We start from the raw sequence: 16436 nt of genomic DNA, 5'->3' as shown, positions 1-16436 counted from the left end.
ATAAAAGGGCAGCAGTATATGCGTAATCTGACGTATTGTGAGCTTGTCGCTTGAATTACACAATGAAGAGGATGAATGAGGAAGTTCATCCTATTTTAAGGAGTAAATACGATGCGACATGGTGATATTTCAAGTAGTCCAAATACAGTAGGCGTAGCTGTTATTAATTATAAAATCCCTCGCTTACATAATAAGGCTGAGGTTTTGGATAACTGTCATAATATAGCGAAAATGATCAAAGGTGTTAAACAAGGATTGCCTGGTCTGGATCTCATCGTTTTCCCAGAATATAGCACAATGGGTATTCTTTATGATCATGATGAAATGATGGATACCGCAACAACAGTACCTGGCGATGAGACCGCAATTTTTGCAAAAGCGTGTATAGAAGCTAACGTTTGGGGCATCTTTTCGATCACTGGTGAGAGACATGAACAACATCCGCAAAAAGTCCCGTATAACACTCTGATTTTGATTAATAATCATGGTGAAATTGTACAAAAATACCGAAAAATATTACCTTGGTGTCCTGTTGAAGCTTGGTGTCCTGGGGACAGTACATATGTCACAGAGGGCCCTAAAGGTCTGAAAATTTCATTGATTGTTTGTGATGATGGTAACTATCCTGAAATTTGGCGCGATTGTGCAATGAAAGGTGCTGAATTAGTTGTGCGCTGCCAAGGGTATATGTATCCATCTTCAGAGCAACAGATCATGATGTCTAAGGCGATGGCATGGGCCAATAATGTCTATGTTGCTGTAGCCAATGGTACTGGTTTTGATGGGGTCTATAGCTTCTTTGGTAACTCAGCAATAGTCGGTTTTGATGGCAGGACTTTGGGACAGTGTGGTACTGAAGTGAATGGTCTGCAATATGCACAGCTGTCTGTGAGTGAAATTCGTGATGCAAGAAAGCATGATCAATCACAAAACCACTTGTTTAAATTATTGCATCGTGGTTATACCGCAGTTCATCAAAATGGTGATGGAGATAAAGGCGTTGCGGACTGTCCATTTGAGTTTTACCGTAACTGGGTATTAGATGCAGAAAAAACCCAGCAGAATGTAGAGAAATTTACACGCGAAACTATTGGTGTTGCAGAATGTCCAGTCGGTAACCTACCACATGAAGGTATTGAAAAAGAGGCTTAATTTTTAGATTCACCAAGGATTGGGAGTAAGGTTATGACGTTTGCGAGTGCTCGTCTACAAGAAAACCAAGCGCTAATAGAGCAGCAACAATACCAACAGCATAGCCAATTGCAAATTGCGAGAACATCTCGTTTTAAATTTGAACCAGATCAAGTCATGCAATTGCTAAGGCAAAAGATCGCCGGTCAAGATGCTGCACTCAACGAAATTGAGAAAATGTTACGTGTGGTCAAGGCTGATTTTAATCCACCAGATCGTCCATTGGCGGTAACACTGATGTTAGGCCCAACAGGTGTTGGCAAAACAGAAACAGTGAGATTGGTGAGTGAGGCAGTTTATGGTCGAGCAGATGCATTTTGTCGTATTGATATGAATACTTTGGCACAAGAGCATTATGCTGCGGCATTAACAGGTGCACCTCCTGGATATGTGGGCAGCAAAGAGGGCAATACCTTATTTGATGCTGAAGCTATACAAGGAAGTTTTTCCAAACCAGGTATCGTATTATTTGATGAAATCGAGAAAGCCAGTACTGAAGTAATTCGTGCTTTGCTGAATGTGATTGAAACTGGAAAGTTAAAATTAACGGCAGGCACTAAATCACTAGATTTCTGTAACTGTATGATTTTCATGACAAGTAATGTCGGTGCTAAACAGAGCCAACAGCGTTTAAATCAGTTACTTAAACTGCCAAAGTTTATGCGGAGCTTGGCGCATCAATTTAATTTCGATGAGCATGCTCTAACAGACAAGGCGCTGCAAAATAAGTTTGACCCTGAGTTTATTAATCGACTGGATCGGATTTTACATTTTAATCGTGTTGAAACTGATTTTATTCCAGGGTTGATTCAAATTGAATTAGACAAACTGAATCAACGTTTACATAAGCAAGGACGACAGCTTTATTTAACCGAGTCAGCAATACATGCCTTGGCGCAAGGTTATGATATTCGGTATGGTGCTCGAGGGGTTGGACGTAAAATTCGAACCCTACTTGAACCTGAACTGGCGAATCATCTTCTGTTATATCCAGCTGCAAGTCACATTGAAGTTCAATATCGCGACAATGGTTTTTATCTGAAGCCTCGTGATTCACAAAGTTAAATCAATCACTGGGTAATATCAACGCCGTTGTTGGTATTGCCCTAGCAAATATGAAACTGCTGCAGTTCGTGTTTCTACCCCAAGCTTATTAAAAATATTTTCCAGATGTTTATTCACTGTTCTTGGGCTTAAATTTAATATTTGTCCAATGTCTTTACTGGTTTTCCCCAAAGACACCCAATATAAAACCTCTGCTTCACGGGCTGTTAACATGGGACAATAGTGCTGTGTTTGCGTTGCATCGCGAATGCCTGAGGCGATCTTGATCTCAATTAAATGTGTTTGCGCGATATGGGTAGTTGGTGTGGAACTCAGCAAGCGCAGTTGTAAGTCAGCGGGTTGGGTTTGATAACGGATCTTATATGCCGCATTCTCTTGCTCTACCTGACTAAGATGCTGTAACCACTGAGCAATGAAAGCCTTTAAAGCACTCAGTTGATATGCACTTAGACATTGTTGGCAGCTTGCTGTTTGCCAGAGTAGTTGAGCGTCTTGATCTACAGCCATCACACTAAGTTGACTGGCATCAATAGCGTGTTGCTGTTGTTTAAATCGTTTTGCATGGGCTAAATGGGTTGTGACTCGAGCAAGAACCTCATCAAGATTGAGGGGTTTAGTGACATAGTCAACACAACCAACTTGAAAACCTTTTAAAATAAATTCAGTTTCAGTCCAACCTGTCATAAAAATAACAGGAATATATTCAGTCAGTGGATGAGCTTTAAGTTGCTGACAACACTCAAAACCATTTAACAGTGGCATATTCACATCAAGTAAAATCAAGTCAGGTTGTGCTGATTGAGCAATTTCAATCGCTTGTTGCCCTTCGGTTGCCAACAAGACTTGAAAACCTGCTTGATCTAATTGCTTATACAATAAACCCAAATTTTCAGGTACATCATCAACCACCAAAATCGTTGCTGAACTAGGCATCAGGGGATTCATCGTATTTTCATGTATAGGCATCAGTCATGCATCCTTTCGATTAAGTCCTATAAATCAATCTTGTAAAAGCTGTTTTAAACGCTGTAGTTCAAAGTTAGAAACATGATGCATGGCTTGTTGCCAGCGTTGTTGCTGCTCTGGGAACATGCTTTGGCAATGGCTAAGTTGCTGTTGTAAGGTCTTAATATCACCTTGCTGTAACAGAACTAACAACAGTTGCAGTTGAGCGGTTAAATCTTTGGTATCTGCATCAGTTGTCTGTAGCCTATTTTGATGATTGCTTTGCTGTATCTTTGCAATCGTTCGATTTTGCACGAATGAAGACGCCGTGTGTATATCGTGCTGGATCGTTGAAACATGTAAATGGTGAAGAATAGTGTCGAGCAATTTTTGTAAATCCATAGGCTTAACCAGAAAGTCCTGAATAAGATCAGCCTTGGAGATTTGGGGGTGGGCAGGCGCTGCCGAAATCATTATCACAGGTATATGACTATATAGATTTTTGCGTAGCAGTTCAGTTGTAGCAAAGCCATCTAGTAGCGGCATATGCCAATCCATTAAGATCAGTTCGGGTTGGAAACTGGCAACTTGATGTAGACACTCAATTCCAGAAGCTGCCTGTTGTACTAGCACACCAAAGGGTTGTAAAAAATCACATATAAATTGACGATCTACAGCCTCATTATCAACCACCAAAATTCGACGTTGCTGTAACGCATGTAATTCAGTCGGTTTAGGCTGAGCCAAGATAGGTTGTACCCATTGTTGTTCTGGCATATAAAATTTAACTTGAAATTTTGTACCCTGATTTACCTTACTTTTTACCTCTATTTCACCGTCTAAGGCAGTAACTAGCATTTTAACGATGGATAAACCCAGTCCGATGCCTTTAAAACCAAGCTGTGCAACGTTACGACCACGTTCAAAAGGCTTGAAAATATGCTCCAAATCTTCAGGGCTTATGCCACAGCCACTATCTTCAACCGTAATATATAGACTTTGCTGGCTGTAACGAAGGTGTAAATGAACAGCACCTTGGTGGGTAAATTTTAAAGCATTACCCAGTAAATTAATGAAAATTTGCTCTAAACGTTTCTCATCACTTTTAATAAAATGTGGCAGTGGTGTGGTGAAGTTTTTTATAAATAAAATATTTTTTTCTAAAAACTGCGGTTGAAACAGTGCAATAAGCTGTTGCATAAATACAGGAAAATCAATATCTGTCATATTTAGATAGATTTTTCCTGATTCAATATTATTAAAATCAAGCAGATCATCAACCAGTGAATTCAAATAATGTCCGCTGCGTTGAATTACGTGAAGTGCACTTTCACCTTGTTGAGTTAAATGCTGCTCTTGCTGTTGCATGAGTTTGCTATATCCCACAATACTATTTAATGGCGTGCGTAGTTCGTGACTGATATTCATGAGATAAGCATTCTTCGCTTGGTTGGCTTGTTCTGCTTGATTGCGTGCTTTTAATAGATCTTGATGAGTTGCATAGTGAGCATCGATTTCTGTAATGAGCAACTCAGTTTGTTGTTGGCTTTCTTGTTCGGCTTTTTGACGACTTTCAAAATTCAATAAGATCCACCAAGTGGCCACAGCCATTAAAATTGAAAGCATAATGTAAATACGAAAAAAACTCTGAGCCAAATAAGCAATAGCTTGAGTTTCACCTTGTTGTAATAACAAATATTTTTCTTGAAAATAAATCATAGACAGGCATAAAGCCAGCAATAGATTAAGACTGAGGTTTAATAAGAGATAGAGACCCAATTGAGTATGAACGCGCTGAATTAAAAAGCGCGGTAAAATATAAGTTAAACTTTGTTTGAGTTGATAGGACCAACGTCCATGAGGTTTGCAGAGGTCGTGACAGCGTGCTTCTAGAGAGCAGCATAATGAACAAATATTGACTTGATAGGCAGGGCAGCTTGCTAAGTCTGGCAGTTCATAATCATGTTGACAAATACCGCACTGCGCAACATGGGTTGTCTCAATCAATTGTACCGGTTGACGTGCCAAATAGTATTTACCCTTGGTGATATAGGCGATCACACATACAGAAATCATTGCGCTGGCTAAAGCAATAAAACCTGCTAAAGCTTTAGCATAGAGACCCAATAATCCGATATAACAGCTGATCGAAATCAGCGATGCAATAATTAATGCTCCCACACCCACAGGGTTAATATCGTATAAATAAGCACGCCTAAATTCGATCCCTTTAGGACTAAGACCTAATGGTTTACAAATGACAAGGTCAGCAACTAGTGCACCAATCCATGCCAGTGCAATGTTGCTATATAGGCCTAATATTTTCTCTACGATATGGATGACTTGCATCTCCATTAAGATAATGGCGATAACAATGTTGAAAATTAACCAAACCAGACGACCAGGATGGCTGTGCGTTAAACGGGCGAAAAAATTAGACCAAGCCAAAGATCCAGCATAGGCATTACTCACATTGATTTTAATCTGTGCGAGACAGACAAAAACTAACATTAAGATTAGTGCTAAGCCTGCATCAGGTATCATTTGCTGATAGGCAATCCAATATAAATAGGTTGGATCCGTTAAATGTGCAGTCGGTACAAAGTGTTGTAAGGCCAGTACCAGTAACAGCATGCCCATCAGCATTTTAATAAAACCCAGAATACTCCATAACGGGCCACCTAGAAAAATAGCCCAATACCAACTTTTTTTAGATTGTTGTTCTCTTGGAAGAAAGCGTAAATAGTCCGCCTGTTCACCAACTTGGGTAATAAGGGCGAAAAGAAAACTTGCTGCAGCACCAAAGTAAATCTGATTGAATTCAGATGAACTTGAACTTATGCCACTAAAACCAAACATCTGCTGAAATAAATCGGGTTGGCGCTGCAAAACAAAAAACCACGGTAAGATCAGTAAAACAAGCCAAAAGGGTTGAGTTAACATTTGTAGTTTATTGATAAAACTAATGCCTTTAATGACCAATGGCAAAATAACCAAGGCAGAGATTAAATAGCCTAAGCTAAGAGGGATATTCAATGCCAATTGAAGTGCCATTGCCATAATTGCTGCTTCAAAGGCTAAAAAAATAAAAGTGAAACTTGCGTAAACTAAAGACGTTATCGTAGAACCAATATAACCAAAACCTGCACCACGTGAGAGTAAGTCGATATCAATATTGTAGCGAGCAGCGTAGTAATTAATCGCCCAACTGGCTAAAGAGATAATGAGACATACCACTAAAGCTGCAAAGAAAGCATTATTAAAACCATATTGCCATAATATAGTGGCACCAAATGCTTCCATTGCTAAGAAGCTAGCAGTAGAAACAGAAGTATTACTCACTAGCCAAGGTGACCATTTGCGGATACTTGCAGGGGTATAGCGCAAGGAAAAGTCTTCAATACTTTCGTTGGCAACCCAAGCATTATATTGGCGTCTAGTCGGAGTAATACGTTGCGGCGCTTGGTTCTTTGCAGAGGTTTTTTGCATTAGGTGAGGTAATCGATGGCGTAGTGATTAATGCATGGTCAGTTTAATTTGAGCATTTTTTATTATTGATTGTAAAGTGTTAACACCATATACGTGATTTTGCGTATAGACAGTCGATGGATTTATGTAGAGATAATCGAAACTTAAATTAATTCAGATACAATACATTATAAATACGAACTGAGTCAGAATGGATCTATGAACAAGGTTTTCCTATTAAGTACAACATTGCTGATTTCTCAGCAAGGTTTTAGCGAAAGCTTAGATTGTACAAAATACAGCAATCTTTTTAAAAATCAGGCCTATCAGAATTATGCTCTAGCCAAAAGTGCAGGTTATGAGCAATATAGAAAGTTTGGTCAACAAACCGATTATAGTTATTTATTTAAAGACAAACATCCAGGGCAACTGTACCGTGGCGGGGCTTGGAATAGCGAAAAAGATGCCTTGGAAATGAGTAAGATCACCTATGACTTTCAGCGTCAGGGTATTATTAATAATTTTAAAATACAGGTTTTAGCACCAAAAGGCAGTTACCAATCTCAATATGGTGATATTTGTGTTATGCCCATCAAAGGGCAGTATAGTTTTTTAGATGTCAATTTTGAAAGTCATTATGACGCAATAATGGTACGCCATCCTAAAACCAAATCTTGGCGTGTTTTTATTTACTTGGGGATTGAAAAGCAAAAAGATATGGCAGAGTTTTTCCCAGATTTTCCAGCAGAAATTAAACTTAGCCCAGCAAGTTATAATGGTATGAACTATGCTGAATCTTCGGATTTTAATATTCGTCATTATTATGAGTTTTATCATCTAGCGATAAATGAGGAACAAGAAGCCAACTTGAAAAAATCTAAACAAGACTATTTAGATGCATTAAAGGCTAATGGTTTTATTGAGTAGTTTCAATCCATTGTGAAGGCTTGCATATGCAGGCCCACAATCTGATCTATCCATTTTTCTAGTTAAAAAGGTAAATTATGCTATTCAAGAGAGTTGTTTAATGAAACATATTGTTATGTTGGGTTTAATCGGACTGTTTTCATCTTATAGTTTTGCTGGAAATTTGGATTGTCATAATTATAGTGTGACGTTTAAAAATATTGAGTATCAACGGATTGCATTAGCAAAAACTGCAAATAATCTCGTGAATCAGCATTATTTAGATCAGCATGATTACACCATGTTGTTTAAGACAGCACATAATGCTAAACGCTATTATTTGGGTCATTGGATTGATCAGAATCAAGCTAAAAGCTATCAAATGTCGATAAATGAATATTTTAAAACCAATAAAATTAAGAACTTTAAAATAAATGATATCCGTACTAAAGGAAGTTATACCTCAGCTTTAGGTGAAGTTTGTGTAATGGAGTCTAAGGCAGAATATGTCTTAATGGATATCCCTTATCAAATGCGTTATGACAGTCTTTACTTGCGCCATAATCAGAACAAGGGAAGATGGTATTTATATAATTATATCGGCATAGAAAGTAAAAAGGATATGACGGAATTTTTCCCAGAATTTCCCACGAATATTCAGTTAAATGCGGTTGAGTATAATGGTCAAAATTTTGCTGAAATTGTTGAGCAGCAAAGCAGAAGGTATTATGAATATCATTCAATTCCACTCTCTGTAGAAGCAGAAAACAATATTATCAAAACCAAGAAACGGAATTTATCCCTGCTGAGGAAAAATGGTTTCATCGAGTAGTTAAGCTAAACGAAAAAAACCGCTATAAAATAGCGGCCTGTTTAACTGATAAAAATCTTTTTTTTTAAAGGATCTAGAGATTTACCACATTAGATCGTCAGGGATAACATAAGCTGCGTATGGATCTTCTTCATCTGTCACTTGGTCATTAGTTGCATCAGCGTTATTGACTACAATAAAGCCCTGCATTTTTTCATTAATACGTTCAGCCAATGCCTTAGGTAAAAATGCATACTGTGCTTGGTCTTTAGCAATAACTAGACTACCTGTGACAAGGGCATTGTAAATCTGTTGATTGATATAGAGTTTCTTGATTTTACCATCATCAATAAACTGATAAACAGAATCACCATCAGTTTCATTGATTTTGTGTTGTTTAATCATTTGCACGATAGCTGCTTGTAAAGCTTTTTCGTTCAGTTGACGTTGTTTTTCTTGATCTAAGGACTGATCTTTACTGAGTTTAAGTTGTTTATCTTGCTCGATTTTTGCTCGTAATTCCGCATCCTTATTTTCACCCGTACGCTGCTCATGTTGCGCTTGTTTAGAAAGCTTTTTCGCTTTCTTATTGTCTACTAAACCTGCTTTTAGCAACTGTGCTTGCAAAGCATTCTTAACCATATTCGTGACTCAACTTCAATAATGTTAATTTTTAAATCGCAACCAGATCAGCCAATATACACAGGCCAACACTAAACTTAGCGTAGTTGGCAGTAAAAAGGCATGTAAATCATAGAGTGGGTAGCTGATGGCTGCAATAAGCCCACCCGTTAAAAAACCAAAAAATATCATCAGGTGTAGGAGTATGCGTTTGCGCTCAACTTCTAAACCCTTAAAAATATATCCAAGTGCTAGACCTAAGTCAGTTAATACACCTGAGAGGTGGGTGGTTCGAATGATCGTACCTTTATAGTGGCTAATCATGGCATTTTGCATGCCCATTGCAGCAGAAGCCCATAACAAGGCATAACGTGGATAATAGGGGAGAAAAATCCAACACAAGGCAATAAAGATCGCAACCAGACTCATCGGTAAGCCATATCGTTGATTGAGTCGAAATTGGCTATTTCCTAAAATAAAACCGCTATAACTTGAACCAAGCACATAAAATAATAATACCCAAAACAGGTAAAACATATGATGGTAATCGTGTTGGATAAAGGCCATCGCCATTAAACTGGCATTACCTGTCATATGTGAGATCGATTGGTGAAGTAGGCTAAACAGCCCCAGCACATTTACCATTCCTGCATTCATCGCGAGCAAAAATGTTGTGATTAAAATCCAGCGTGGTAAATGTTGTAGAGGCATAGTCTTTGCTAAAAAACCAATTCAATCAATATTATACTACTTTTTAGCAAGCTCTACAGCCGCAGTAAATAATACGTCGGTAGAGGAGTTCAGTGCAGTTTCTGCTGAGTCTTGAATTACACTAATAACCATACCAATGGCAACCACTTGCATAGCAATATCAGTTGGAATAGCAAATAAACTACAAGCTACAGGTATTAATAATAATGAGCCACCCGCAACGCCTGATGAACCACAAGCAGTGATTACAGCAAGAACGGATAAGATCAGCATCGTTGTTAAACTAACCTGCATATCTAGGGTATTTACAGCAGCCAAAGTTAAGATAGTAATGGTTACAGCAGCACCTGCCATATTAATCGCGGCACCAAGTGGAATTGACACTGCAGAAATCGTTTCATTTACCCCTAAACGTTTCGCAAGTTCAATATTCACGGGGATATTTGCTGCTGAACTACGGGTAAAGAATGCGGTTATACCACTTTCTTTTAAGCAGGTGAGTACCAATGGATATGGATTTTGACGCATGACAATCGCAACCAAAATAGGGTTGATAATCAGTGCGACAAATAACATAGTGCCCACTAAAACAGCAATCAGCTGAATATAGTTTTTAAGTGTTTCAAGACCAGAGTCAGCAAAGGTCACTACCACTAAACCAAAAATACCAATAGGTGCAAATTGAATTACAACTCTAATAATATGATTAACGGCATCTGAAATATCATTAATGACAAGTTTGGTTGATTCACTGCTATGACGAAGGGCTATTCCTAGACCAACCGCCCAAGCCAAAATACCAATAAAGTTTGCTTCGCTTAACGCAGTAACTGGGTTACTAATGAAGCTGAGCAAAAGATTTTTCATGATATCTGCGACATGTTCAGGTGCTTGTAAATGTGTGGCAGGATCAATAGCCAATACAAGAGTACTTGGGAACATGATGCTGGCAAAGACAGCACTAAAGGCAGCAAGTAACATACCAATCACGTACAAACTCATAATTGGTTTTAAGTTTTTGGCGCCATGACTGACATTGAAGTTTGCAATAGATGCCAATACCAAGACAAATACCAAAATTGGTGCGACAGATTTTAATGCCTTAATAAATAAGTCACCCAATAAGCTGACATATGTCGCTGCCTGAGGGTATGCAAAAGCAACCAATGCCCCAAGAATGATGGCGATCAAGATGCGAGAAACGAGACTAAGTCGAGTCAAAGCTGAAAACATAAATTAAGCCTTATAAAAATCTATTTGGGCAAAAAAGGAAAGTATTCTATACCCAAACCCTTTTTTTAGCATGATCTAATTTATTAGTTATGCTAATTTCATCGAAATCTTGCTTTCAAGAAACCATTAATAATGGTGCGATTTCGACAGTTCTTGTTGCTGCATTTGCTGTTTTAAATACGCAACTGCTTGATAATGTGTCAAGAAAACTTTTCCACGTAATTGTTGCAACAATACTGCGTGTTGTAATTTGTCCATCACTGGACCTTTAACTTCCGATAGATGTAGCTGAATACCCAGTTTTCCTAGGTCAATATTTATATCTTCAAGTGTTTCTACTGCACTAAGGTCAATACTGCTTACACTTGAACAATTTAGAATAACATGTTGTAAAGATGAATTATTACTCACTTCTTGAATAATAAATTCTTTTAAACTATTTATATTTAAGAAACTTAAACTCTCATCAATACGAATTGAAATAATTTTAGCCAAAGTAATTGCATCGTGACGATGAATGTTTCGAAAATGCTCAGTACCTTCAATTTGACCAATCACGGCTATATGCGGTCGACTAATACGCCATAATAACAAAATAAAGGTGGTGACTACACCTATAATTAATCCTGCTGATATATCAATAAAGAGGACAGCAAAAAATGTTATCCACATAGCAATACCATCAGCTTTAGAATAATGCCAAGTTTCAATAAAGGGTTTAAAATCAACCAATTTCCAAATTGAAACCATAATGGTTGCGGCTAAAACGACCAGAGGTAAATAATAGAATAAGCCAGTAAAATATAAACTGACCAATACAATAAACACAGAGGATAAAAAGCCTGAAATGGGGGATTTTGCACCTGCATCTGCATTGACCACTGTGCGTGAGAGGCTACCTGTTACAGGGAATGAAGCACTCACACCTGCACTAATATTTGCAAGACCTAATGCGATAAGTTCTTGATTACTATTTAGTTCACGACGATTTTGTAGCGCTGTTGCTTGCGCAATAGAAATTGATTCAACAAAGCTGACCATCGCGATCATGGCTGCACCCGGCAATAATTGAACAACTAAATCAAGGTTCCAAATAGGCAGGCCAAGTGGAGGAAAACCAGATGGAATTGCACCTACTGTAGCTATACCTAGATCAATGAGGCCTAATTTTTGAATGGCGAAGATTGCAACAATGATTAACCAGAGTGGAGTGGTTTTAATAAATAGATTAATCCAATTTGAATTAAAACGTCGAGAGATTAAACTACTTTGTAGCAGCTTAGGCACGAAGAGTAAAAACAAGATTGCACAAATACCAAAGATTAAACTCGGCCAATGTATCTGCTCTTTATATTGCCAGAAACTATAAAAAAAATTAGGAAGATTATCTATTTTAAGTGGGATATGTAATAACAGTTTAACTTGGCTGAGTGCAATTAAGACTGCTGAAGCAATAATAAAACTTTTAATAACAGGATGACTGATTAAGCGAATTAAGAAACCAAATTTAAAAATACCAAGTAATAATGAAATTAATCCAACCAAGATAGCCAATAAACAAGCAGCCTCAATATAAGCACTGGAACCTAGTTCGAATAAGGGGTTGAGTGTGGCGAAGGTCATCATCGAAATTAGCGCCACAGGACCAATAGAAAGAGTTGGACTGCCGCCAATCAAGGCATAAATCATCATGGGTAATACACTGGCATATAGCCCAGTGATTGGAGGTAAGCCAGCAACAATAGCATAGGCCATACCTTGTGGAACCAGCATTGCGATAACAATGAACGCTGAAAGAAGATCTGATTTAAAGCTTTGTTTATTATAGTGTTTTAACCATGACCAAGCCGGTAAGTAAGTCAATAGATTTAACTTCGGAGTCGTCATGAAATAGCCCTTATCATCTTTAGTTATATATTATGCAGAATAAATGCTAAAAAGTCAGGCGGTTTTTTGCTCGCTTAACATGATGCTGCACTCAAATCGAAATTTTTTAAACTAAAACAACGCCTAACTGTAATTGTGATCAATGCAAAACAAGTTGTGACTTTAAGGACTTATATAAAAGAAAACTATAATTACAATGGTTTTAGAAAGGTTTTTGTTAATTTATCAGGATTGTCATTTGTAATTTAGGTTTAGCTCTATATAATGGCGGCACTTTTAGAAAGCGGAGACCCTCGTGGGAAGTTGTTCGAGTTTTGGGTGGTTTAAACACACCGATTTACCAATCTGACTGAGCAAGCTGTCTTTCTTTACGAGGAAGCCATCTTGCAATGAGATGGCTTAAATCTAAAAAATCTTACCCATAGTTGTACAAAAAATCATACTGTCTGTCATGGTTAATGGATAGTCGTGGTTCGTCTACTCACTAGGTCGGCTCCGCCTCAGCGATGAGGAACTGAGGATGCATTACCTTTATCTTACTGTGTCGTTTTATGCGACTTTACTTTTCGTTGTTTTATTTGGACAAGCGCTACACGCAGCGCCACTGTTGCAAACTGATGATGCAGGCATAGTTGACCCCGGACATTGTCAGATCGAATTAGATCAAAAAATCAGTGATAGTCAAATTTCACAGGTAAATTTAACCCCCGCATGTAATATTGCCAATATTGAAATAGGCTTACCCTTATCTTGGGATGATGGTGAGCAGCGTTATGCGCTTCAAGCAAAGAAAACTTTATTTCAAGCTGAACGTATTCCCGTCGCATTGGCTGCGAGCTTGACGTGGCAGCCAAAACAACAAAACGAAAAAGATCAAGTTCAACTGAATATTCCTGTGTCTTATTATCACAATGATCATTTGCAAATTGATGCCAATCTGGGTGTTGATCGACAAGATCATAACAATGATATGACTTGGGCAGTGGCATCAACCTATTCATTTGCAGATGTACATGGAGTGAGTTTAGAGTTTTTTAAAACTGAAGCAGAAAAAACACGTAGCCAAGTGGTCTACCATTATCACGTGATTCCTGATCAAGTCTCATTATTTGCCTCATATGGCCATTCCCTCAATTCAAGTGATCAGTCGTGGGCAGGTCTCGGTTTAAGTTGGGTTACTGCTCGGAGTAAGAATAAATAAAGTCAGCAGTTGGTCATGCTAAGTATTTATTTGTCATGAATATTTAGCATGACTGAGTTTAAATGGATTGGATTTAGTCATACAATCTGTGAGCATTCCACTAAATAACATTTTAACTAAAATCATATTGATACATTGTGGTGGAGTTTTGAGTGAACTTTAAACTCTAAATCATAATTGTCTAAAGATGGAGCGTCAGCATGATTCGTCACCTCTGGCAGCAATTATTTAGCAGATTTTTAAAAAAATATCATTTGAGTCAATATTTTTTAAGATCAGCATCTTTCAAAGAATTACACCAATCAAGTTATGCCCAACAGGTGGGCCAACAACTGTCTGCACAGTTAAAAAAAGCGGCTAAACATTCTCAGGCAGATGTGTATTCAGCCTATACCACGCATCGAGATGGTTTAACAGAAAACGAAGCTGCACAACGTCGGGAACGCTATGGCCTCAATGAATTGAATCAAGAGAAGCCACTCTCTTGGTGGCATCATCTTTGGTATTGCTATAAAAATCCGTTCAATATTTTGTTGACTATACTTGCAATAGTTGCAGCAATGACGGACGACATGACCGGTACAATCATTATTAGTGTAATGGTGGTATTGTCGACTTTACTGCGTTTTTGGCAGGAGTCTAAGTCAAATAAAGCGGCAGAAGCACTGAAATCTATGGTGAGTAATAGTGCTAGTGTGTATCGCCGTGGATTGAGTTATCAGCAACTTAACGATATGGCACAACGTTATGGGATTGATCTTAAAGAAAATCCTGGAACAATATTTGAAATTCCAACCAAATATTTAGTGCCCGGTGATGTGATTCGTCTTTCTGCAGGCGATATGGTGCCAGCAGATTGTCGTATTGTTTTTGCCAAGGACTTGTTTGTATCTCAAGCTGCAATGACTGGTGAATCTATGCCAGTTGAAAAGTTTGCAGATCTACTTGATCCAGATCAAGAAAATGCAATGGCACTTGATAATATCGTATTTATGGGAACCAATATTGTTTCTGGTAGCGCATCAGCAGTGGTATTGAGTACTGGTAATGAAAGCTATTTCGGTGCTTTAGCAAAACGAGTAAGTAATAATCAGCCCGTGAGTACTTCATTTCAAATGGGCGTTAACCAAGTCAGTTGGTTATTGATTCGTTTTATGCTGGTCATGGCACCTATTGTACTGTTTATTAATGGTTTTACTAAAGGGGATTGGACAGAAGCACTGCTGTTTGCTTTATCAGTAGCCGTGGGCTTGACCCCAGAAATGTTGCCAATGATCGTCACTTCGACTTTGGCCAAGGGGGCAGTATTCCTTTCTCGTAAAAAGGTGATTGTTAAACGTCTAGATGCGATTCAAAACTTTGGAGCAATGGATGTTCTGTGTACTGATAAAACCGGAACACTAACGCAAGATAAGATCTTTTTATCAAAACATATCGATGTGATGGGAAATGTTTCTGAACCTGTCTTATTGCTTGCCTATATTAATAGTTATCATCAAACCGGTTTAAAAAACCTGCTCGATATCGCTGTACTTGAACACGCTGACCAAAATGTCAAAATGGAAAAGTTACGTTATCACAAACTTGATGAAATTCCCTTTGATTTTGATCGTCGCCGTATGTCAGTTGTGGTGCGAACTCCTAGTAAGCGAGTACGCATTATCACCAAAGGTGCAGTTGAAGAAATGCTCTCTACTTGCCGTTTTGTAGAGATTAATCATGAAGTTGTTGAGTTAACACCAGAAAGAATTGAGCAGATTAAAGCCAATAGTCAACAATATAATCACCAAGGTTTACGTGTGATTGCTTTGGCATATCGTGATGTGGAACAAGAACAAACGACATTTTCTGTTGCTGATGAACAGAATCTTACGTTGTGTGGTTTCCTTGCTTTCCTCGATCCGCCTAAAGAAACTGCCAGTCAAGCCATTAGCGCACTGCATCAGCACGGCGTAACAGTCAAAGTTCTTACTGGTGACAACGAATTTGTCACACAAAAAGTCTGTGCGGAAATAGGTTTGGCTGCGGATCAAATGCTTCTTGGTGAACAAGTTGAACGAATGTCTGAAGAGCAATTAAAACAGGCTGTCGAAAAATATCAAATCTTTGCCAAACTGAATCCAATGCATAAAGAGCGGATCGTGATGAAGCTCAAGGAAAATGGTCATGTGGTTGGTTTCTTGGGAGATGGTATTAATGACGCTGCGGCATTGAAGAGTGCTGACATTGGTATATCTGTAGATAGTGCTGTAGATATTGCGAAAGAATCAGCTGACCTAATCTTATTAGAGAAAAGCCTATTGATTTTGGAGCAAGGGGTACTTGAAGGTCGTCGTACTTTTGCCAATATGCTTAAATATATAAAAATGACGGCAAGTTCAAATTTCGGTAATGTTT

Annotated in this window: 12 protein-coding genes; 6 read left to right on the top strand and 6 right to left on the bottom strand. The window is 38.2% G+C overall.

The window, feature by feature from the left end; genetic code table 11:
• Nucleotides 1–111 precede the first annotated feature (111 nt).
• On the top strand, nucleotides 112–1152 hold the full coding sequence (locus tag Aru01_RS15925) for an aliphatic amidase (protein ID WP_016656396.1): 1041 nt from the start codon (nucleotides 112–114) through the stop codon (nucleotides 1150–1152).
• Nucleotides 1153–1185: 33 nt separating this feature from the next.
• Entirely contained in the window at nucleotides 1186–2256 is a 1071-nt protein-coding gene (locus Aru01_RS15920; RefSeq protein ID WP_016656395.1) for an AAA family ATPase, read from the top strand.
• 18 nt (nucleotides 2257–2274) lie between these two features.
• On the opposite strand, the gene Aru01_RS15915 is transcribed toward Aru01_RS15920, so the two are convergent.
• Nucleotides 2275–3222, bottom strand: coding sequence for a response regulator transcription factor (locus Aru01_RS15915; RefSeq protein WP_016656394.1), 948 nt, complete (start codon nucleotides 3220–3222; stop codon nucleotides 2275–2277).
• Nucleotides 3223–3255: 33 nt separating this feature from the next.
• Nucleotides 3256–6690, bottom strand: coding sequence for a hybrid sensor histidine kinase/response regulator (locus Aru01_RS15910; protein ID WP_016656393.1), 3435 nt, complete (start codon nucleotides 6688–6690; stop codon nucleotides 3256–3258).
• A 198-nt stretch (nucleotides 6691–6888) separates the two neighbouring features.
• Between Aru01_RS15910 and Aru01_RS15905 the strand changes: the two genes are divergently transcribed.
• The gene (locus Aru01_RS15905; RefSeq protein ID WP_016656392.1) at nucleotides 6889–7596 is read left to right on the top strand and encodes a hypothetical protein; all 708 of its coding nucleotides are present in this window, start codon (nucleotides 6889–6891) and stop codon (nucleotides 7594–7596) included.
• Between the two features lie 100 nt (nucleotides 7597–7696).
• Complete coding sequence (locus Aru01_RS15900; RefSeq protein ID WP_016656391.1) at nucleotides 7697–8407, top strand: hypothetical protein; 711 nt, start codon at nucleotides 7697–7699, stop codon at nucleotides 8405–8407.
• 81 nt (nucleotides 8408–8488) lie between these two features.
• On the opposite strand, the gene Aru01_RS15895 is transcribed toward Aru01_RS15900, so the two are convergent.
• From Aru01_RS15895 to Aru01_RS15880, 4 genes are all read right to left on the bottom strand, one after another.
• Nucleotides 8489–9028: a DUF2058 domain-containing protein gene (locus tag Aru01_RS15895; RefSeq protein WP_016656390.1), complete on the bottom strand. Its 540-nt coding sequence runs from the start codon at nucleotides 9026–9028 to the stop codon at nucleotides 8489–8491.
• Nucleotides 9029–9052: 24 nt separating this feature from the next.
• A complete protein-coding gene (locus Aru01_RS15890) occupies nucleotides 9053–9718 on the bottom strand; it encodes a YoaK family protein (protein WP_016656389.1) in 666 nt (221 codons plus the stop codon).
• A gap of 36 nt (nucleotides 9719–9754) precedes the next feature.
• Nucleotides 9755–10951, bottom strand: a complete 1197-nt coding sequence (gene sstT, locus Aru01_RS15885; protein WP_016656388.1) for a serine/threonine transporter SstT — start codon at nucleotides 10949–10951, stop codon at nucleotides 9755–9757.
• Nucleotides 10952–11077: 126 nt separating this feature from the next.
• Nucleotides 11078–12838, bottom strand: coding sequence for a SulP family inorganic anion transporter (locus Aru01_RS15880; RefSeq protein ID WP_016656387.1), 1761 nt, complete (start codon nucleotides 12836–12838; stop codon nucleotides 11078–11080).
• Nucleotides 12839–13358: 520 nt separating this feature from the next.
• On the opposite strand from Aru01_RS15880, the gene Aru01_RS15875 reads away from it, so the two are divergent.
• The gene (locus Aru01_RS15875; RefSeq protein ID WP_016656386.1) at nucleotides 13359–14039 is read left to right on the top strand and encodes a PA4824 family protein; all 681 of its coding nucleotides are present in this window, start codon (nucleotides 13359–13361) and stop codon (nucleotides 14037–14039) included.
• 200 nt (nucleotides 14040–14239) lie between these two features.
• Nucleotides 14240–16436, top strand: a 2197-nt coding sequence (gene mgtA / locus Aru01_RS15870; RefSeq protein WP_042111595.1) for a magnesium-translocating P-type ATPase, incomplete at its 3' end; no start/stop codon positions are given.

Source organism: Acinetobacter rudis, from assembly GCF_000829675.1.
In the GTDB taxonomy this organism is placed as follows: domain Bacteria; phylum Pseudomonadota; class Gammaproteobacteria; order Pseudomonadales; family Moraxellaceae; genus Acinetobacter; species Acinetobacter rudis.
Note: the sequence above shows the minus strand (reverse complement) of the source record. Positions and strands in the feature narration are given on the sequence as shown.

What these genes read in the sequence shown, in the direction of transcription:
- Aru01_RS15925 (WP_016656396.1), top strand. Translation starts at nt 112, where the DNA reads ATGCGACATGGTGATATTTCAAGTAGTCCAAATACAGTAGGCGTAGCT.
- Aru01_RS15920 (WP_016656395.1), top strand. Translation starts at nt 1,186, where the DNA reads ATGACGTTTGCGAGTGCTCGTCTACAAGAAAACCAAGCGCTAATAGAG.
- Aru01_RS15915 (WP_016656394.1), bottom strand. Translation starts at nt 3,222, where the DNA reads ATGCCTATACATGAAAATACGATGAATCCCCTGATGCCTAGTTCAGCA.
- Aru01_RS15910 (WP_016656393.1), bottom strand. Translation starts at nt 6,690, where the DNA reads ATGCAAAAAACCTCTGCAAAGAACCAAGCGCCGCAACGTATTACTCCG.
- Aru01_RS15905 (WP_016656392.1), top strand. Translation starts at nt 6,889, where the DNA reads ATGAACAAGGTTTTCCTATTAAGTACAACATTGCTGATTTCTCAGCAA.
- Aru01_RS15900 (WP_016656391.1), top strand. Translation starts at nt 7,697, where the DNA reads ATGAAACATATTGTTATGTTGGGTTTAATCGGACTGTTTTCATCTTAT.
- Aru01_RS15895 (WP_016656390.1), bottom strand. Translation starts at nt 9,028, where the DNA reads ATGGTTAAGAATGCTTTGCAAGCACAGTTGCTAAAAGCAGGTTTAGTA.
- Aru01_RS15890 (WP_016656389.1), bottom strand. Translation starts at nt 9,718, where the DNA reads ATGCCTCTACAACATTTACCACGCTGGATTTTAATCACAACATTTTTG.
- sstT (WP_016656388.1), bottom strand. Translation starts at nt 10,951, where the DNA reads ATGTTTTCAGCTTTGACTCGACTTAGTCTCGTTTCTCGCATCTTGATC.
- Aru01_RS15880 (WP_016656387.1), bottom strand. Translation starts at nt 12,838, where the DNA reads ATGACGACTCCGAAGTTAAATCTATTGACTTACTTACCGGCTTGGTCA.
- Aru01_RS15875 (WP_016656386.1), top strand. Translation starts at nt 13,359, where the DNA reads ATGCATTACCTTTATCTTACTGTGTCGTTTTATGCGACTTTACTTTTC.